Consider the following 17846-nt stretch of genomic DNA (forward strand, 5'->3'; position numbering starts at 1 on the left):
CAGCGGCGTTGTTGTCCGCTGCTACGTTTTTTTCGATTTGGTTGCCGCCGCGATCGTGCGGGGGACTTTTTCGCTTTTTTCGCCATGGCACGGAGTATAGAGAAAAGTGTGAGTGTTTTATGAGTCTCTCTTGCCTTATCCGTTCCCTTCACAGTGATTTGAGTAAATTTTGCAACCGGACTCGGGGCGCCCATAATAGCCGCCCTTGCTTATCCGAACCGAAACACGGAGCCTCCATGACGAAAAAATACGACGTTTATGCCCTCGGCAACGCCCTGGTGGATACAGAAATCGAGGTCAGCGACGCCTTCCTTGAGCGCATGGAGGTAGGCAAGGGCCTGATGACCCTGGTGGACGAAGCCCGTCAGGCGGAGCTGATCGCTGCTCTGGCCGACGAAGCCGAGCCTCATAAACAGACCAGCGGCGGTTCTGCCTGCAACACCGTGGTCGCCACCCGCTACTTCGGTGGCAACAGCTACTACGCCTGCAAGGTGGCCGATGACGCTACCGGCGACATCTTTGTCAACGATCTGACCGCCGCCGGCGTAGACACCAACATGAACGGCAACCGCGACACCGGCATTTCCGGTAAATGTCTGGTCATGCTGACGCCGGATGCGGAACGCACCATGAATACCTATCTGGGTATTTCCAGTCAGGTTTCCGAAGCGGAGCTGGACGAAGCCGCCATCGCCGCCAGCCACTATGTGTACCTGGAAGGCTATCTGGTCAGCGGTGACAGCTCCCGGGCGGCGGCCATCAAACTGCGCCAGCTGGCCGAGAAGCATGGCGTGAAAACCTCACTGACCTTCTCCGACCCGGCCATGGTGCAGTTTTTCAAGGACGGCCTGTCCGAGATGCTTGGCGACGGTGTGGACCTGCTGTTCTGCAACGATGCCGAAGCGACCAGCTACACCGATACCGACAGCCCGGAAGCGGCCCTGGAAAAGCTCAAGGCCGTATGCCGTTCCGCCGTCATCACCCTGGGCGCCAAAGGCGCGCTGGTATGGGATGGCGAACAGACCCATCGCATCGACCCGGTACCAGTGAAGGCCATCGACAGTAACGGTGCCGGCGACATGTTTGCCGGTGCCTTCCTGTACGCCATCACCCACGGGCACGATTTTGCCGCTGCCGGCAAACTGGCCTCTGCGGCCGCCGCCCGGCTGGTGACCGAATTCGGCCCACGCCTTTCAGCGGACGTGCATCAGGAAATGCGCCAGACCGTACTCGGCGACTAACCGCCACTTTTTGAAGGGCAGACATGGCCACAGGCCGTCTCTGCCAGACCCAAAAACGGCGGGGATGTGCTGCACCCCGCCCGATAAACAGCACACAGGTAAGCCATGGAACACATCTGCAACGTGAACGACATCGAACACGAGAGCGCGCGGGAATTTCAGAAAGACGGCCAGCCCGTCATCGTGGTCAAATTTGATGGCCAGATGCACGCTTACATCAACTGGTGCCCGCACCTGGGCATCGAACTGAACTTTATGCCCGACCAGTTCATGGATGGCGACAACCAATTTCTCATGTGCGCCAACCACGGCGCCCTGTTCGACATTGATACTGGCGATTGCCTGTCCGGCCCCTGCAGCGGTGACAAGCTGATCCCGGTTCCCCTGGAAGTGCGCGGCGACGAAGTCTGGCTGGGCGAGGTAACACAACCGGCATGAGCCACCCCTTTGATGACCTTACCCCGGATTACATGCTGGATGCGGTAGACGCCGCCGGCTTCCTGAGCGACGGTCGCCTGCTACAACTGAACAGCTTCGAAAACCGGGTATACCAGGTGGGCCAGGAAGAGGGCCCGCCGGTAATCGTCAAGTTCTACCGCCCGCAGCGCTGGAGCGACGAACAGATTCTCGAAGAGCATGCCTTCAGCCTGTTTCTGGTGGAGCGGGATCTGCCCGTGGTTGCGCCGATCGAAAAGAATGGCACCACCCTGTTCCACTGCGACGGCTTTGCTTTTGCTGTCTTCCGCAGAGCGGGTGGCCACGCGCCGGAGCTGGACAACGACAACCATCTGGAACAACTCGGCCGCACCCTGGCCCGCTGGCATGCCTGCGGCAGTGACCGGCCCTATCAGCTCCGCCACACCATGGACCCGGTCGCCGACATTCGTGCCGCCAGCACCTTTCTGATCAATGACGTGGTGGACCTGAATTACCGTGGCCAGTATCGGGATGTCTCGGGCCAACTGCTGGAGACCATCGAGCAGCGCCTGAACGATGTGGACTTCCCGCTGCTCAATGTGCACGGCGACTGCCACACCGGCAACATTCTGTGGCGCGATGACAAACCGCATTTTGTTGATCTGGACGACAGCCTGCGCGCGCCCGCCATGCAGGATCTCTGGATGCTGCTTTCCGGCGAACAGGACGAACAGCAACATCAGCTACGGGTCCTCGCCAGCGGTTACGACACCTTTCTGCCCTTCCCCTGGCAGCAGGTTTCCCTGATCGAGCCATTACGCACGCGCCGCATCATCTGCTACGACGCCTGGCTCGCCAAGCGTTGGGATGACCCGGCCTTTCCGCCCGCCTTTCCCTGGTTTGAATCGATGAACTACTGGCAGGGCCAGGTGGAATTATTGCAGCAGCAGCTGCGCAGTTTGCAGACCCCCCTGTAGAGGAACAGCGAATTTCTGTAGGAGCGTCGCTCGCGGCGCGATAGGTTTTAAAAGACAACAGGCACCGTGTTGTCTACAAAGCCGCTGTAGGAACGTAGCGCAGCGGAGTAACGCACGTAGTTCCGTGCGGCCCGAAGGGTGAGCGAAGCGAATAATTCCTCTCGAGGGACGAATCCGAGCCACGGCGAGGGAAAAGGCGAGGCAGGGGTTGTGCCCGGTCACTCTGAAGGCGCCCCGGTTCACAGAAACGACGTTGCTGGCCTCTGAGGCGTTTCCCACGCTAACGCGTGGTTCGTCCCTCGAGAGGAACTCCTACAACTGTATCGGCAAGGGCTTTTCCAGCCGGAAATCGTCTGGCGATAACGCCACCTTCCACGCCAGCACTTCCACCCCTTTCTCAACCGCCTCGCGCAGCAGCTCTCCATAGCGAGCATCAATTTCGTCCGCCGGCCGGGCAGCCAATGCGCCGCTGTGCTGCACACAGAAAAACAATACCGCCCGCTTACCGGATGCCACCACATCCATCAGCGTCAGCAGATGTTTCTGGCCGCGCTCGGTGACGGAATCCGGGAAGGCAATGATTCCATCATCCGTGTCGTCGGGCCCCGGCCCCAGGGTGACGTTTTTCACCTCGACAAAGGTGTGGGGATCGCTGCGCTCTCCCAATGCCAGATCAAAGCGGCTGTCACCGTATTTCACTTCCCGTTCCACACCGGTACCGGGGCTCAGTGCGTCAACATGCCCGGCGCGGATCGCCTCTTCCACCAGCGCATTGGGCCGGCTGGTATTCACCCCGGCCCAATGGCCATGGCCCACCTGCAACGCTTCCAGGGTATGGCGATATTTGCGCTTGGGATTACCGCTGTCGGAGATCAGCGCCTGCTGGGGCTCACCGAGTACGCAGTTTTTCATGGAGCCGGTGTTGGCACAGTGCACGGTCATTTCGCTGCCATCGGCGCGCACCACATCGGCCATAAACCGCTTGTAGCGTCGCAGCAGCGTGACCTTTTCCAGGGGAGGAGAAAACTTCACAGGGACTCCAGGTAATGGCCCAGCCGGTGCAGAGCCTCCACAAGACGAGACTCGGCGCAGGTATACGCCAGCCGCACATAGCGGCCATGGGCATGACCCTCACCGAAATCCAGGCCCGGGGTCATGGCCACCTTTTCCTTTTCCAGCAGGTCCGCACAGAAGGCGAAGCTGTCGTCGGTCCAGTGGCTCACATCCACATACACATAGAAAGCACCGTCAGCATTGGAGACAACCGGCAACTTCAGATGAGCAAGCCCATTGAGCAGACACTGGCGGCGGCGAGCAAACAGCTGATGGCGCTGTTCCAGGATAGTCAGGGAAGGCTCCTGCAACGCGGCGAGCGCACCGTATTGCGCCGGAGTCGAGGGTGCCAGAAACAGATTCTGGGCCAGCCGCTCAATAGCCGGCACAAGCGGTTCCGGCGCCACCAGCCAGCCCAGACGCCAACCGGTCATGCAGAAATATTTACTGAAGCTGTTGATCACCAGCACCTGATCGGTACGCGACAACACCGACTCCGCCGGGCCTCGATAACAAAGCCCCTGATAGATTTCGTCCACCAGCAGCAGCCCATCTCGTTGTACCGCCCCCTCAGCCATGGCCTGCAGGGTGTCCAGTGACAGCATATTGCCGGTGGGATTATCCGGGCTGGCCACCATGGCCAGGCGGGTATCCGGCTGCCAGGCCCCCAGCAGCTCACTGGCCGTCAGGGTGAAGTGATTGTCTGCCTTTAATACCAGCGGCTGCGGTTTACCGCCCACCAGATTCACGAACTGGCGATTACAGGGGTAGCCCGGATCGCTCAGTAATACGCCGTCACCGGGATTGATCAGAGCCGCCAGCGCCAATTGCAGCGCCCCCGAAGCGCCTGGCGTCACCACGATCTGCGCCGGTGACACGTTAGCGGCAAACCGCTCCCGATAATCATCGGCAATCGCCTGGCGCAAAGCAGGCAGCCCTGCCGCTGGCGTGTAGCCGGTCCCCCGGTCACGGGTGGCGGCAGCGATGGCTTCCAGCACCGGCGCCGGGGTTTCAAAATCCGGCTCGCCCACTTCCAGATGAATCACATCGTGCCCCTGAGCAGCCAGTTGCTGAGCTCGCTCCAGCAGCGCCATAACATGGAAGGGTGGGATCTGTTCGGCGAAGTGCGACAGCGTTATCACAAGATTCCTCTTTCCTATAAGGGTGGCATGGCTATAATCGGCCAGATTTTCACCAACTGGTGACAAGACTTACCCTGACGGGGTAAGGTCAAAAGATTACATTACGCCCGTGCCTGGTGATATCAAGCGGGCCCCAGGGATAGTGGGACAGGATAGAGAGTCGAGAAGATGCTAAGGGAGTTACTCAAAATGGCCACCGGCAAAAAGAAAGCCCCGAAAAAGGCGGCTAAAAAACAAACTACCGGGTCTGCTTCCAGCAGCAAGAAAGCCACTACATCGACCGCTGCCCGCAAGGCGCCAGCCAAGAAGGCTGCCGTGAAGAAGGCTCCGGCCAAGAAAGCAGCGGCGAAAAAGGTGACTGCAAAGCCTGCGGCCAAAAAGGCCCCAGCCAAAACCGCAGCCAAAAAAGCTGCCGTAAAAAAAACCGCCACCAAGCCTGCCGCTAAAAAGGCGCCGGCCAAGAAGGCCTCTGTGAAAAAAACCACTCCCAAAAAAGCGGTCGCCAAAAAAACGACACCGGCGAAAAAAGCTGTCACCGCAAAACCCGCAGCGAAACCCGCTGCAAAGAAAGCCACCGCAACGAAAGCTCCGGTCAAAAAAACCGCAGCAAAGGCACCAGCCAGTAAACCCGCCGCCAAAAAAGCGGCCAGCACGCCGGCGGCAAAACCCACCGCCAGCAAGGCCCAATCCACTGCTGCCAGCGCCAAGCCGGCGAAGGCCAGCAAACCCGCTGCCAAAAAAACGGCAGCCAAAAAAGCAGCACCCGCTGCACCCAGAACAAAACTGCCTACCTCCGGGAAGGCATCGGCAGCGGCCCGGGCCGCTGCCAGAGACGCATCGAATACCGGTAACGCACGGAGCGCGACTGCCGGCAAAGGGACTTCGCCGAGCCGATCCACCTCTTCTGCTCAGGTAAAAGCAAACGTGAAAAAGAAAACCGCCTCATCCGCCTCGCAGGCTCAAATGCACGGCTTCAAGCCCTACATGCCAGCCAAGAACGAGGAGTACATGAACGAGAAGCAACGCGAACACTTCCGCCAGATTCTGCTGGCCTGGCGCCAGGAGTTGATGGAAGAAGCGGATCGCACCATGCACCATCTGCAGGACGAACAGGCCAATCTGCCCGACCCGGCAGACCGCGCCACCCAGGAAGAAGAGTTTGCCCTGGAGCTGCGTACCCGCGACCGCGAACGCAAGCTGCTGAAGAAGATCGAGAAGACCCTGGATCTGGTAGACAAGGATGATTACGGCTTCTGCGAAGCCTGCGGCATCGAAATCGGCATCCGCCGCCTGGAAGCCCGCCCCACCGCCGACCTGTGCATCGACTGCAAGGAACTGGCGGAGATCAAGGAAAAGCAGCTGGCAGGTTAAGATCAGTTGCAAGTTAAAAGTTGAAAGTTGCAAAGCGCGAGGTCGCGCCGAGCAAGTTTCAATTCAGGAGGCCGCGTCCATACTCTGGACCGGCCTTTTTGCTGTTTGAACCTGGCCACGCACTATTCCGGATACGCGCGGGCATGGCATCGCAAAATGCATATAGCCCTCCCCGCGCCTTGTAACTTTCAACTTTAAACTTGCAACTATGCATTATCGCGGACGTTTCGCCCCCACACCCTCCGGCCCCCTGCATTTCGGGTCGCTGCTAGCTGCGCTGGCCAGTTGGCTGGAAGCGCGCCATGCGGGCGGGGAATGGCTGGTGCGAGTGGATGATCTGGATCCACCCCGGGAAATGCCCGGCGCCGCCGATACCATCCTGCGTCAGCTGGACACCTTCGGGCTGCATTGGGATGGCACAGTACACTACCAGAGTCAGCGGCAATCCGCCTATCAGCAAGCGGTGGACTCCCTGCTCGACAGCGGCCATGCCTTTCACTGCCGCCTGACCCGCAAACAGCTGGCCGCCCTGGATCATAACCACCCCGGCATCAGCGCCGCTGTGCCCCCCGCCAACGATACCGCCATCCGCTTGCAGGTTCCCGACCGGGAGCTGAGCTACCAGGATGGTATTCAGGGGATCATCACCAACAACCTGCACCGTGACGGTGGCGCCTTTGTCATTCGTCGTCGCGACGGCCTGTTCGGGTATCAACTGGCCTGCGCCCTGGACGATGCGGATGAAAACATTACCCATGTGTTGCGGGGAGCCGACCTGCTCGATTCCACCTTGCGCCAGCGCTGGCTGCTGGAATGCCTGGGCAGGCCTGTGCCTGAGTATGCGCATCTACCGGTGGTCACCGATGGCCGGAACCTGAAGCTGTCCAAGTCAGCAGGCAGCGAAGCCCTCGATCCCGCTCGTGCCAGCCAGCTACTCACCGCCGCCCTCCACTGCCTGGGCCTGCAGCCACCCTCAGATTTACAAGGCGAAAGCCCGGCAGTGCTATTGGCATGGGGCACGACGCACTACCCTGCTCACCACTGGCCAGCGGGACGTCAGCAGCCACTACCAGAGGAGCTGCACGCTACAAGCTGAAAGCTGCACCGCGAATCAGGAAAGCCCCGCAACAAATGCTGTCTCCGCGCTTCACGGTATAAGCGCGGAAACAACCGACCAGAACACCAATACACATCCCGTGCCTTGCAGCTTGAAACTTGTAGCTTGCCGCTGTCCCCGCTTTTACACGCCTCACCCCCTGGCGTATGCTCATCGGCCCGGAGGGGTTAAACCACCTATGTATACCGACCGACTGCTGATCATCTTTATTCTCGGCACCTACCTGCTTTCACCCGCCATCATCGACTGGTGGAGCGAAGGTGGGCGCGCCTGGTATCGCCCCTATCTGATCTGGCTGGGCCTGATCGCCCTGAGCTACTGGATTGCCAAGAGCAAGGATGTCGATGGTCTATAGTGTCAGCGATCTGATCCTGATTGCCGGTTGCTACCTGCTGTTTCTGTTTGCGGTGGCCTGGATCACCGAGCGTGGCTGGCTGCCCGCTCACTGGGTACGTCACCCGGCGGTCTACGTGCTGTCGCTGGGCGTCTACGCCAGCGCCTGGGCGGTGTATGGGTCGGTGGGCTACGCCTACCAATACGGCTATAACTTCCTGTCCTACTTTCTGGGGATTTCCGGGGTCTTTCTGCTTGCCCCCATTCTGCTGGCACCTATCCTCAGACTGACCACCACCTATCAGCTCAGCTCGCTGGCCGACCTGTTTGCCTTCCGTTACCGCAGCCGGCTGGCTGGTGCCATGACCACCATCATCATGCTGATCGGGGTACTGCCCCTGCTGGCCCTGCAGCTGAAGGCCGTGGCCGAGTCGATCCAGATACTCAGTGGCACCGCCGACCCCCGCGATCTGGCCGCCGGGTTCTGCCTGATGATGGTAATTTTCGCCATCCTGTTCGGCGCCCGCCATACCACCGCCCGGGAAAAGCACGAAGGGCTGGTAATGGCCATCGCCATGGAATCACTGATCAAGTTGCTGGCCTTCGGGGCGGTGGCATTGCTCGGCCTTTACGGTGTGTTCGATGGACCTTCAAGCCTGAATGCCTGGCTGGATGACCATCCGGAAATGCTGGCGCGGCTCTACTATCCCCTGCAGGACGGCACCTGGCATTCCATGATCATGGCGTTCTTTGTCTCGGCCGTAGTGTTGCCACACATGTTCTATATGGCCTTTACCGAGAACATGAACCCGCGCGCCCTGATCACCGCCAGCTGGGCCCTGCCGTTGATGTTCCTGCTGATGGCACTGTGCGTACCGGTCATCCTGTGGGCCGCCGCTGCCGGTAATGCCCCCACCCCGCCAGATTATTACGCCCTGGGCATCGGCATGATTACCGGTGGCCACGGCGCGGTGCTTGGCTATATCGCCGGGCTTGCCGGGGCCAGTGGCATGCTGATCGTGGCCACCCTGGCCCTGTCCGGCATGTGTCTGAATCATCTGGTACTGCCCGCCAGCCCGCTGCAAGGCCAAAACCTGTATCGCAATCTGCTCTGGACCCGGCGCATACTGATTGCCGCCATCCTGGCTCTCGCCTACCTGTTCTATCGTTTTTCCGGCACCGAACACACCCTGGTAGAACTGGGCGTACTCACCTTTGTGGCCACCCTGCAATTTGTTCCCGGGCTGATCGGCGCCCTGTTCTGGCCGTCCGGCAACCGCAACGGCCTGTTCGCCGGGTTGCTGGTCGGCTTTATCCTCTGGGTAATGCTGCTGCTGGTACCCATCGCCTACCCGAACTGGCAGTTCCAGCCGCTGATGGAGCTGCTGGGCATGCGCTTCCAGACTGGTGCCAGCCAATGGCACAACGTGGCCATCGCCTCGGTCACTGCCAATGCGCTGGTCTATGCCATCGTGTCCATTGTCACCCCCATGTCTCGGTCAGAAAAAAACGCCGCCGAAGCCTGCGCCGTGGACAGCCTCCGCCGCCCCTATCGCTGGGAACTGGAAGCGAAGAGCGTGGACGATTTCATTGATGCCATGAGCCAGCCGCTGGGGCCGATCACCGCCACCCGGGAAGTGGAAATGTCCCTGCGGGATCTGCACCTGCCGCGCACGGAAACCCGACCCTATGCCCTGCGGCGACTGCGCGACCAGCTGGAAACCAATCTGTCGGGCCTGCTCGGTCCCTCGGTGTCCCACCAACTGATCGACGATCACCTGCCTTACCTGCCGGAGGAAGAGCAACACTCCAGCGAAGACATCCAGTTCATCGAATCCCGTCTGGAACAGTACCGGGATCGTCTGTCCGGGCTGGCGGCGGAACTGGATGGCCTGCGACGCTTCCATCGTCAGACCCTGCTGGAACTGCCCATGGGGGTCATTTCCCTGGGCGCCGACCGGGAAATCATCGGCTGGAACCGGGCCATGGAAAGCCTCACCGGCATTACCGCTGAAGACACTATCGGCTCGCGTCTGGCAGACCTGGATCCGCCCTGGGGCGACTTCTTTACCCGCTTCAGCCACGACGACAACGCCCATCAGCCCCAGCAGTCACTGGAAGTGGAAAACCAGACGCGCTGGCTGAGTCTGCACAAGTCCGAGGTGATGGGCGCCGGCACTGCCGAGCAGGCTGGTGGCCAGGTACTGGTGATCGAGGACATTACCGAACTGCGCCACATGGAAGCGCACCTGGCACATAACGAGCGACTGGCCTCCATCGGCCGACTGGCCGCCGGGGTAGCCCACGAAATTGGCAACCCGGTCACCGCCATTGCCTGCCTGACCCAGAATCTCGATCAAGACAGTGACCCGGAGGAGCAACAGGAAGCCTGCGACCAGATTCTGGAACAAACCCGGCGTATCACTCGTATCGTGGAATCCCTGGTAACCTTCAGTCATTCCGGCGGTATCAAGCTCAGCGAGCAAGTACCGGTGAACCTGTGCGATACCGTGGACGAAGCCATCTCATTGCTGCTGCTGGACCCGGATCACCGCCAGCAACCGTTCGAGAATCACTGCCCGGCCAGCTACTGGGTCAAGGGCGATCCGCAGCGTTTGCTCCAGGTTTTCATCAACCTGCTTGGCAACGCCGCCGATGCCAGCGAACACCAGCAGCCGGTCACCGTGCACTGTGAACCGCGCGGTGACTTCCTAGATATCCTGTTGGAAGATCAGGGTCACGGCATCCCGGATACGTTGCGCGACGCCCTGTTCGAACCCTTCGTCACCAGCAAACCACCGGGCCGCGGCACCGGCCTTGGCCTGGCTCTGGTGTACAGTATTATCGAAGAGCATCAGGGCAGCATTCGGGTAGAAAGCCCCCTGAGCGAAGACGGCGGCACCCGCTTTGTGGTCAGCTTGCCCGTGCACCGGCAAGCTTCGGCGGAAGAGACGCAAACGTAGTATCCTGCTCAACTCGACAGACAGTAAGAGCCATACATGAGTCACATCCTGATTGTTGAAGATGAACCGGTGATTCGCGGCGCCCTGCGCAAACTGCTGGTACGCCACGAGCACTCCGTGGCAGAAGCCGACTCCGTGGAGCAGGCCCGGGAACAACACCTCAATCAGTTTGATCTCATCATCAGCGACCTGCGCCTGCCCGGCGAGCCCGGCACCGCCCTGATAGACAGTGCCGGCGCCACCCCGGTGCTGATCATGACCAGCTATGCCAGCCTGCGCTCCGCAGTTGATGCTATGCGCCAGGGCGCGGTGGACTATATCCCCAAACCGTTCGATCACGATGAAATGCTGCTGGCCGTGGAGCGCGTGCTCAAGGAAGGTCGACTGAACAGGGGCAATCGCGCTCTGCGCCGGGATATGGAGCGCAGCTACCCGGTACACAACATGATCGGCGACAGTGATGCCATGCAGGAGCTCAAGCATCGTATCCACCGGGTAGGCCCCACCAATACACCAGTCTTGATCATGGGCGAATCCGGTACCGGCAAGGAACTCACCGCCCGTGCCCTGCACGAACAAAGTGAGCGGGCCGGCGGCCCGCTGATCTCGGTGCAATGCGCCGCCCTGCCGAAAAACCTGCAGCTGACCGAACTGTTCGGCGATGAAGACAGTGCCGGGCGCATCGAGGAAGCCGATGGTGGCACCCTGTTTCTCGACGAAGTGGGCGAACTGAACAGCGACGTGCAAAGCCGTCTGCTGACCCTGCTCACCCACCACGAGATCCACCGCCAGGGCTCCCTGTCGCCACGCAAAGTAGACGTGCGCATTCTTGCCAGTAGCCAGCTGGATTTACCCGGTCGAGTGGCAGAAGGTCATTTCCGTCAGGATCTTTACTACCGGCTCAATGTCATGGAGCTGACCCTACCTCCCCTGCGCGACCGTCAGGACGATCTGCAACGTCTGGCCAACGCCCTGCTGGCCCGCGGCTGCGAAAAGCTCAACCGCCACGACCTCTACTTCACCGACGCCGCCTGGCAGGCCATGGTCGGCTATAGCTGGCCGGGCAATGTGCGCGAACTGGAAAACGTGATTGAGCGGGCCATTATTCTCACCGAAGAAGACGGCATCGGCCCGTCACAGCTGGGGCTGAATCCCAACCGCACCCCCCAGCGGGTCAGCCGCGCCAGTCTGGATCCCAGCGAGGATCTGTCCCTGGAGGATTATTTCACCCGCTTCGTGATGGAAAACCAGGACAGCATGACCGAGACCGAACTGGCCCAGAAACTGGGGATCAGCCGCAAAAGCCTGTGGGAACGCCGCCAACGGCTTGGGATTCCCCGCAAAAAAGCCGGTAGTCGCCGTTGATGCCCCGCCTGTCCTTGTTGGACGACCGGCGAGACGGCTTTTCGATCCAGTCTATGTAAAAAACTTCTCACTTTGGCAGGAGGGAAACAACGCCCATTCCTCTGCAAAAGACCTCAGGTGGGAACAAGTGTTACCGCGCTACACAGACAGGTAACACCAGGGTTACACATTCCCAAATACTATTTACGCTTGTTTTAGGTTTTTCTCTTAACCTGTTGTTTTAAAAGGAATTCACTCTTTGTTGCATTACCCCAGTGGGACGGGCACTATGAATCCCACGCCAGCAAACAATAAAAACAGCGGCGTAACAGGCTCAACAATAACAACAAGAAAGAAGAAGAATAATTTCACGAGCCGATGCAATGCTGCTGCAACTGATGATTGCAGCGACAAGGCAGAAAACAACACAAACAATAATAACAACAGAATCAGCGCAAAATATGGGAGTCACAACTTCGGTTGTGGCTCCTTTTTACTTTCTGGGCCATGCCAACGTCGGCCAGTATCTCAATGAACCAGAAAAAGTGCTACTATCGCCGCTTTATTGCACACCTTTGAGGCTAATACTGACGCATGCCCTGCAAGTTCCTGGAACGTATGACTGGCTGGTTTAAGAAGGGTTCCCTAAAAAACCGCAGAACGTTCGAACCGCGAGTCATTCCCCGCGACCAACATCCCATTTCCCGCAAACAGGTGTCCCGCGCCGCGCTGGATGTCCTTTATGGCCTGCACAAGGCGGGCTTTGAAGCCTATCTGGTAGGCGGCTGCCTGCGGGATATTCTCTGTGGTCGCGAGCCCAAGGATTTCGATGTGAGCACCAATGCCACGCCGGAACAGGTCAATCGCCTGTTCAAGCGCAGCCGCATCATTGGTCGCCGCTTCCAGATCGTGCATGTGCGCTTTGGCCGCGAAGTCATCGAGGTCTCCACCTTCCGCGCCATGAATCGGGAAGACAACCCTGACCGGGACCAGCACCACGCCCACGAAGAAACCGGCCTGGTACTGCGCGACAACACCTGGGGCAATATCGAGGAAGATGCCCTGCGGCGGGATTTCACCATCAACGCGCTGTACTACAACATTGCCGATTTCACCCTGCATGATTTCGTCGGCAGTCTGGATGACATCGACGAGCAGGTCATCCACCTGATCGGCGACCCGGAAACCCGCTTCCGCGAAGACCCGGTGCGCATGCTGCGCGCCGCCCGCTTCGCCGCCAAACTGGGCTTTCATATCGATCCCGCCACTGGCGACCCGATACCCGACCTGGCGGAATTGCTGTTGCAAGTCCCCTCCGCCCGCCTGTTCGATGAAGTGCTCAAGCTGTTCCTCAGTGGCCATGCCCGGGATTCCTATGAACAGTTGCAGAGCCTTGGCCTGTTCCGCTTTCTGTTCCCGGAAACCCAGCAGGCCCTGGAAGGAGAAAAAGGCCAGATCTGGGAAGCCATGCTACTCGCCGCCATGGACAACACCGACAAGCGACTGGCCGATGGCAAACCGGTCACTCCCGCTTTCATCTACGCGGTACTGCTGTGGCCGATCATTCAGGAACGCATGGGCCATTACCTGTCCAGCGGCCTGCCGCCGGCCCAGGCCCTGCACAAGAGTGCCACTCGCGCCCTCAACACCCAGATCAAGCACACCGCGATTCCCCGCCGCTTCTCCACCGTGATGCGTGAAATGTGGGAGTTGCAGCTACGTCTGGACAAACGCGCCGGCAAGCGCGCTGACGCCATGATGGAGCACCCCCGCTTCCGCGCCGCCTATGATTTCCTGTTACTGCGTGAACAGGCAGAAGAGATCAAACCCGGGCTCGGCGACTGGTGGACCCGCTATCAGGAGCAGGATGAGCAGGGCCGCCGCCAGATGATCAGCGAGCTGGGGAATCAGCCCGGCGGTGGCGGCAACAAGCGACGACGCCGCCGGCGCAAGAAACCGGCAGCGGAAGGCTGACAAGACGACTCAAGTGATGAGGAGCGAGTTTCGAATGACAACCGGTTCTGGTTTTCGAAACTCGTTCCTCGTCACTCGTAACTTGCCCCTCCCCTGATCCGAACCGGGAGCCCTGATGCACGCTTTTATCGGCCTTGGCAGCAATCTGGACTACCCCTCGCAACGGCTGATCTCGGCCTTGTGGGCACTGCAACGTCTGCCCGGTCTAACCCTGCGCCAGCACTCCCGGCTCTACACCAGTGCTCCCGTCGGCCCCCAGGATCAGCCTGACTATGTCAATGCGGTCGCCGCAGTCGACACCTCTCTTGCCCCCCACACCCTGCTCCACAGCCTGCAGGCCCTGGAACTGGCAGCAGGCCGCCAGCGCCTGCGCCATTGGGGCGAACGCACCCTGGATCTGGATATCCTGCTAATCGACAACCGCGCCATCGATAGCGATGACTTACAGGTTCCTCACCCGCAAATGACCCGGCGGGCCTTTGTGCTGCTGCCATTACTGGAAATTTGCCCCGACGCCCTCTTGCCGGATGGCACCGCACTGAGTAGCTTTCTGGGGCAGGTAACCGAACAACCGATTTCACCGCTGGCAGAGCTGGATCGAAATGCACTCATCGAATGAGAAAACACTGACCGAACGCATTGAACAACGCCGGCAGGCCCGCACCCTGCCGCGCTTTATTGCCGTTGAGGGCCCCATTGGTGCCGGCAAGACCAGCCTGGCGAAACGGCTCGCTATGACCTTCGGTTACGATCTGCTCCTGGAACAGGCAGATGACAATCCTTTCCTCACCCGCTTCTATCAGGACCCGGCCCGCTATGCCCTGCAGACCGAGCTGTTCTTCCTGTTTCAGCGCGCCGACCAGCTACGCCAGATCCAGCAACAGGACCTGTTCGCCGGGCCCCGCATCGCCGACTTCCTGATCGACAAGAACCGCCTGTTTGCCCAGGTCACCCTGGACGAGGATGAATTCGAGCTATACCGCAATGTGGATGACCACCTGACGCTGGACGCCCCGCAGCCTGACCTGGTGATTTATCTACAGGCCCCCGCCCAGGTGCTGCGTCAGCGTATCAGCCGTCGCGGCAACGATTTCGAGCAAGGCATCCAGAGCGATTACCTGGACCGGCTCAGCGATGCCTACACGGAATTCTTCCATTTCTACGACCGGGCACCGCTGCTGATCGTCAATGCGGCGGAAATTGATCTGGTCAACCACGACCGGGACTACCAGCAACTAGTGAGCGAGTTGCTGGACATCCGTTCCGGGCGCCACTATTTTAACCCCCGGCCGCTGGTCGGCTAAAACTAGCTACGAGCTTCGAGCCTGTAGCTTCAACGCGACATGGCCCTGTGCGCTCTGAAAGCCAGGAAGCCGCGACAAAGTCTGTGCGCGGCACAAATGCTGCAAAACCTGACAGCTTTGACCGTGTTGTAGCTTGAAGCTTGTAGCTCGCCCCTGAATTTCCCCAGGAGGTTTCCCATGTCAGTCACCATCCGCACCCTGCACAAACGCAAACAGGACGGCGAGAAGTTTTCCGTGCTCACCGCCTACGACGCCTGTTTTTCCCGGCTGATCTCGGAAGCTGGCGTGGACGCCATTCTGGTAGGCGACTCTCTGGGAAACGTGATCCAGGGACAGACCAGCACCGTGCCGGTAACCCTGGAGCAGATGGCCTACCACACCGAATGCGTGGCCAGGGGCAATCAGGGCAGCCTGATTATTGCCGACGTCCCCTTCATGGGCGCCGCCACCGTTGAGCGTGCATTGGAGACCTCCACCGCATTGATGCAGGCCGGCGCCAACATGGTCAAACTGGAAGGTAGCGCCTGGCTGGCAGAAAGCATCGAGATTCTCAATCGCAATGGCATCCCGGTCTGCGCCCATCTGGGCCTCACCCCCCAGGCGGTCAATGCCCTCGGCGGCTACCGGGTCCAGGGCAAGGATGATGCCGGCGCCAGCGAGCTGCTGGAAGCGGCCAGAACCCTGGATCAGGCCGGCGCCGCCATGCTGCTGCTGGAGTGCGTGCCCCGGGAGCTCAGCGCCCGCATTACCCGGGAAGTGAGCGTGCCGGTCATCGGCATCGGTGCGGCCCCGGAATGCGACGCCCAGGTATTGGTGATGCACGACATGCTCGGCATCAGCCCCGGCAAACCGGCCCGCTTCGTCAAGGATTTCATGGCAGAAACCGGCGACATCCGCGCTGCCTTCAAGGCCTATGACCTGGCCGTGAAAGACGGCAGCTTTCCTGCCGACGAGCACTGTTTCTAGAACATCAGTTGAAAGTTAAAAGTTCAAAGTTAAAACGCGATCATAGCCCCTTGGGGCTTGAAGATCTGTCGCCGCGCTCAAGGCCGTAGCAGCAAATTGGACCTATAATCGCGGGCAGAGCATTCATCATTTAGCACTGCATCGCCCGCGCTTTGAAACTTTTAACTTTCCACTTTCAACTGCTTCACCTGAGGATTCCTGATGCAAACCGTCCATACCGTCTCCCAGGTTCGTGAATATGTGCGTGGCTGGCACCAGAAAGGCCTGTCCGTCGGTTTCGTGCCCACCATGGGCAATCTTCATGACGGTCATATCAGCCTGATCAAGGAGGCGCGGGCTCGTTGCGACGTGGTGGTGGTATCCATTTTCGTCAATCCGACCCAGTTTGGTCCCAATGAGGATTTTGATCGCTACCCACGCACCCTGGACGCGGATGCCGCCGCCCTGGTGGATGCGGGCACCGATCTGCTGTTTGCTCCCTCCGTGGAGGAGATGTATCCATTGGGCCAGAACCAGACCTGGGTGGATGTTGATGGCCTTGGCGACTATCTGTGCGGCGCCAGCCGGGCAGGCCACTTCCGGGGCGTCACCACGGTGGTATCCAAGCTGTTCAATATCGTACAGCCGGATGTGGCCGTGTTCGGCGAAAAGGACTTCCAGCAACTTGCCATTCTCCGCCGCATGAGCGAAGAGCTGCTGTTCCCGATCAAGATCGTCGGCGCCAGCACCAGCCGGGAAAGTGACGGTCTGGCGCGCAGTTCGCGTAATGGCTTCCTCAGTGAAAGTGAGCGCACACTTGCGCCGCAACTCTATCAAACTCTGCAGCAGCTGAAAGCGGATATCGAAGCCGGTGAGCAGGACTATCGAGGCCTGGAAAGCCGCTACCGTGACAGCCTCGAGCAGGCCGGTTTTCAGGTGGACTATCTGACCGTGGCCAACGCCCGCAGCCTGGCCCCCGCCGGCTTCGACGACAGCGATCTGGTGGTCGCTGTGGCCGCCAAACTGGGCAATACTCGATTGATAGACAATGTCAGTCTGGCCGTTGTGCGTGACCGGTGATTCATGCATACTTCCGGCCCCTTGAAGCGCCTGCTTGGTAGTAACAACGTGTATCCGCAGGCTTCGGGTAGCGCAAGAGGTAACCAAGATGCAGTGCACCATGCTGAAAGCAAAACTCCATCAGGCTCGGGTGACCCACGCGGAGCTTGAGTACGAAGGCTCCTGTGCCATTGATGGTGACCTGATGGACATGGCGGGTATCCTGGAATACGAACAGATCCAGATCTATAACATCGATAACGGTGAGCGCTTTGAAACCTACGCCATTCGTGGCGAAGCCGGTTCCAAGATCATCTCCGTCAACGGTGCCGCTGCGCATAAAGCCCAGCCCGGCCACCGGGTGATTATCTGCGCCTACGCCAGCTATTCCAGCGCCGAACTGGTGAACTTCAAGCCCAGCCTGATCTATATGGCAGAAGGCAACGAAGTAAAGGGCACCAGCAACGCGATTCCGGTACAGGTTGCCTGATACCGAAATCCGAAAAGGAATTCCTGAAACGCCGGCTTTTGCCGGCGTTTTTTTGTCCGCTCAGCGGCTAGCCCTATCGCTTGCAGGCAAGCTTTTACAGCGGCAGTACTCAAACC

General features: G+C 59.7%; 18 protein-coding genes. 15 read left to right on the plus strand and 3 right to left on the minus strand.

From position 1 onward, the window contains the following. Positions 1-236: 236 nt before the first annotated feature. From B3Q33_RS12010 to B3Q33_RS12020, 3 genes are all read left to right on the plus strand, one after another. Complete coding sequence (locus tag B3Q33_RS12010; RefSeq protein ID WP_272963358.1) at positions 237-1241, plus strand: adenosine kinase; 1005 nt, start codon at positions 237-239, stop codon at positions 1239-1241. A 105-nt stretch (positions 1242-1346) separates the two neighbouring features. Beyond that, positions 1347-1679: a Rieske (2Fe-2S) protein gene (locus B3Q33_RS12015; protein ID WP_272963359.1), complete on the plus strand. Its 333-nt coding sequence runs from the start codon at positions 1347-1349 to the stop codon at positions 1677-1679. After that, positions 1676-2635 (plus strand): serine/threonine protein kinase, encoded by a 960-nt coding sequence (locus B3Q33_RS12020; RefSeq protein ID WP_272963360.1) that lies wholly within the window; start codon positions 1676-1678, stop codon positions 2633-2635. The genes B3Q33_RS12015 and B3Q33_RS12020 overlap by 4 nt, the downstream gene beginning before the upstream one ends. A 312-nt stretch (positions 2636-2947) precedes the next feature. Here the strand turns inward: B3Q33_RS12020 and sfsA are convergent, their stop codons facing one another. From sfsA to B3Q33_RS12035, 3 genes are all read right to left on the minus strand, one after another. Beyond that, positions 2948-3667: a DNA/RNA nuclease SfsA gene (sfsA, locus tag B3Q33_RS12025; RefSeq protein ID WP_272963361.1), complete on the minus strand. Its 720-nt coding sequence runs from the start codon at positions 3665-3667 to the stop codon at positions 2948-2950. Continuing rightward, the gene (locus tag B3Q33_RS12030; protein ID WP_272963362.1) at positions 3664-4830 is read right to left on the minus strand and encodes an aminotransferase class I/II-fold pyridoxal phosphate-dependent enzyme; all 1167 of its coding nucleotides are present in this window, start codon (positions 4828-4830) and stop codon (positions 3664-3666) included. Before B3Q33_RS12030 ends, sfsA begins: the two co-directional genes overlap by 4 nt. A 122-nt stretch (positions 4831-4952) precedes the next feature. Next, positions 4953-5729, minus strand: a complete 777-nt coding sequence (locus tag B3Q33_RS12035) for a hypothetical protein (protein ID WP_272963363.1) — start codon at positions 5727-5729, stop codon at positions 4953-4955. A 64-nt stretch (positions 5730-5793) separates the two neighbouring features. On the opposite strand from B3Q33_RS12035, the gene dksA reads away from it, so the two are divergent. The 12 genes from dksA to panD all read left to right on the plus strand — a co-directional run bounded on the left by dksA (position 5794) and on the right by panD (position 17730). Next, positions 5794-6201, plus strand: a complete 408-nt coding sequence (dksA, locus tag B3Q33_RS12040) for an RNA polymerase-binding protein DksA (RefSeq protein WP_052042879.1) — start codon at positions 5794-5796, stop codon at positions 6199-6201. 208 nt (positions 6202-6409) lie between these two features. Next, positions 6410-7297, plus strand: a complete 888-nt coding sequence (gluQRS, locus tag B3Q33_RS12045; RefSeq protein WP_272963364.1) for a tRNA glutamyl-Q(34) synthetase GluQRS — start codon at positions 6410-6412, stop codon at positions 7295-7297. 199 nt (positions 7298-7496) lie between these two features. Beyond that, complete coding sequence (locus tag B3Q33_RS12050; protein ID WP_007149317.1) at positions 7497-7673, plus strand: hypothetical protein; 177 nt, start codon at positions 7497-7499, stop codon at positions 7671-7673. Beyond that, positions 7663-10614, plus strand: coding sequence for a sensor histidine kinase (locus B3Q33_RS12055; protein WP_272963420.1), 2952 nt, complete (start codon positions 7663-7665; stop codon positions 10612-10614). The genes B3Q33_RS12050 and B3Q33_RS12055 overlap by 11 nt, the downstream gene beginning before the upstream one ends. A 36-nt stretch (positions 10615-10650) precedes the next feature. Then, positions 10651-11979, plus strand: coding sequence for a sigma-54-dependent transcriptional regulator (locus B3Q33_RS12060; protein WP_272963365.1), 1329 nt, complete (start codon positions 10651-10653; stop codon positions 11977-11979). 362 nt (positions 11980-12341) lie between these two features. After that, positions 12342-12593 (plus strand): hypothetical protein, encoded by a 252-nt coding sequence (locus B3Q33_RS12065; RefSeq protein ID WP_272963366.1) that lies wholly within the window; start codon positions 12342-12344, stop codon positions 12591-12593. Then, positions 12577-13932, plus strand: coding sequence for a polynucleotide adenylyltransferase PcnB (gene pcnB, locus B3Q33_RS12070; RefSeq protein ID WP_272974761.1), 1356 nt, complete (start codon positions 12577-12579; stop codon positions 13930-13932). The genes B3Q33_RS12065 and pcnB overlap by 17 nt, the downstream gene beginning before the upstream one ends. A 115-nt stretch (positions 13933-14047) precedes the next feature. Next, entirely contained in the window at positions 14048-14551 is a 504-nt protein-coding gene (gene folK / locus B3Q33_RS12075; RefSeq protein ID WP_272963368.1) for a 2-amino-4-hydroxy-6-hydroxymethyldihydropteridine diphosphokinase, read from the plus strand. Next, complete coding sequence (locus tag B3Q33_RS12080; protein ID WP_272963369.1) at positions 14535-15236, plus strand: deoxynucleoside kinase; 702 nt, start codon at positions 14535-14537, stop codon at positions 15234-15236. Before folK ends, B3Q33_RS12080 begins: the two co-directional genes overlap by 17 nt. Before the next feature lie 177 nt (positions 15237-15413). Beyond that, the gene (gene panB, locus B3Q33_RS12085) at positions 15414-16202 is read left to right on the plus strand and encodes a 3-methyl-2-oxobutanoate hydroxymethyltransferase (RefSeq protein WP_272963370.1); all 789 of its coding nucleotides are present in this window, start codon (positions 15414-15416) and stop codon (positions 16200-16202) included. A 201-nt stretch (positions 16203-16403) separates the two neighbouring features. Beyond that, a complete protein-coding gene (gene panC / locus B3Q33_RS12090; protein ID WP_272963371.1) occupies positions 16404-17261 on the plus strand; it encodes a pantoate--beta-alanine ligase in 858 nt (285 codons plus the stop codon). Positions 17262-17349: 88 nt separating this feature from the next. Then, the gene (panD, locus tag B3Q33_RS12095) at positions 17350-17730 is read left to right on the plus strand and encodes an aspartate 1-decarboxylase (RefSeq protein WP_035248421.1); all 381 of its coding nucleotides are present in this window, start codon (positions 17350-17352) and stop codon (positions 17728-17730) included. Positions 17731-17846 lie beyond the last annotated feature (116 nt).

The organism is Alcanivorax sp. UBA3183, from assembly GCF_002364155.1.
GTDB classification, from domain to species: Bacteria; Pseudomonadota; Gammaproteobacteria; order Pseudomonadales; family Alcanivoracaceae; genus Alcanivorax; species Alcanivorax jadensis.

Bases quoted from the DNA above. Each gene is read 5' to 3' on its own strand.
- B3Q33_RS12010 (WP_272963358.1), top strand. From the start codon at position 237: ATGACGAAAAAATACGACGTTTATGCCCTCGGCAACGCCCTGGTGGAT.
- B3Q33_RS12015 (WP_272963359.1), top strand. From the start codon at position 1,347: ATGGAACACATCTGCAACGTGAACGACATCGAACACGAGAGCGCGCGG.
- B3Q33_RS12020 (WP_272963360.1), top strand. From the start codon at position 1,676: ATGAGCCACCCCTTTGATGACCTTACCCCGGATTACATGCTGGATGCG.
- dksA (WP_052042879.1), top strand. From the start codon at position 5,794: ATGCACGGCTTCAAGCCCTACATGCCAGCCAAGAACGAGGAGTACATG.
- gluQRS (WP_272963364.1), top strand. From the start codon at position 6,410: ATGCATTATCGCGGACGTTTCGCCCCCACACCCTCCGGCCCCCTGCAT.
- B3Q33_RS12050 (WP_007149317.1), top strand. From the start codon at position 7,497: ATGTATACCGACCGACTGCTGATCATCTTTATTCTCGGCACCTACCTG.
- B3Q33_RS12055 (WP_272963420.1), top strand. From the start codon at position 7,663: ATGGTCTATAGTGTCAGCGATCTGATCCTGATTGCCGGTTGCTACCTG.
- B3Q33_RS12060 (WP_272963365.1), top strand. From the start codon at position 10,651: ATGAGTCACATCCTGATTGTTGAAGATGAACCGGTGATTCGCGGCGCC.
- B3Q33_RS12065 (WP_272963366.1), top strand. From the start codon at position 12,342: ATGCTGCTGCAACTGATGATTGCAGCGACAAGGCAGAAAACAACACAA.
- pcnB (WP_272974761.1), top strand. From the start codon at position 12,577: ATGACTGGCTGGTTTAAGAAGGGTTCCCTAAAAAACCGCAGAACGTTC.
- folK (WP_272963368.1), top strand. From the start codon at position 14,048: ATGCACGCTTTTATCGGCCTTGGCAGCAATCTGGACTACCCCTCGCAA.
- B3Q33_RS12080 (WP_272963369.1), top strand. From the start codon at position 14,535: ATGCACTCATCGAATGAGAAAACACTGACCGAACGCATTGAACAACGC.
- panB (WP_272963370.1), top strand. From the start codon at position 15,414: ATGTCAGTCACCATCCGCACCCTGCACAAACGCAAACAGGACGGCGAG.
- panC (WP_272963371.1), top strand. From the start codon at position 16,404: ATGCAAACCGTCCATACCGTCTCCCAGGTTCGTGAATATGTGCGTGGC.
- panD (WP_035248421.1), top strand. From the start codon at position 17,350: ATGCAGTGCACCATGCTGAAAGCAAAACTCCATCAGGCTCGGGTGACC.